Origin of the sequence: Nocardioides sp., assembly GCF_024509035.1 — a bacterium.
Taxonomy (GTDB): domain Bacteria; phylum Actinomycetota; class Actinomycetes; order Propionibacteriales; family Nocardioidaceae; genus Nocardioides.
Window position 1 is genome coordinate 1,134 of the sequence record NZ_JANINT010000351.1, and the last position, 417, is coordinate 1,550.

The 417-nt window shown below is 75.1% G+C and carries 1 protein-coding gene; it reads right to left on the reverse strand.

The features are described from left to right. A partial coding sequence (locus Q0L15_RS21180; RefSeq protein WP_296606721.1) for a histidine phosphatase family protein occupies window positions 1-417 on the reverse strand: 417 nt, incomplete at both ends.

Below are 417 nucleotides of genomic sequence, written 5' to 3' on the forward strand. Positions count from 1 at the left end.
TGCTCCCAGCCGAGGACGGAGAGGGTGGCGGTGTCGAGCCGCAGGTGCTGACCGAAGGGGACCGGCCGCCGCAGCCAGCGAGCGGCCAGCGCGCGCAGGGCGTGGCCGTGCCCGAACACGAGGGTGTCGCCGTCGGCGGCCTGGGCGCGGGCGACCACGCGGTCGAGCCGGGCGCAGACGTGCGCCTCGGTCTCACCACCGGGGACCGGCTGGTTCCAGATCGTCCACCCGGGCACCCGCTTGCGGATCTCCTGGGTGGTGACGCCCTCGTAGTCGCCGTAGTCCCACTCGACGAGGTCGTCGTCAACCTCGGCCGCGGGGAAGCCGGCCAGCTCCGCGGTGCGCCGGGCGCGCAGCATCGGGCTGGTCAGCACCAGCGCGAAGTCCGTCCCGGACAGTCGCGGTGCGAGCGAGCGG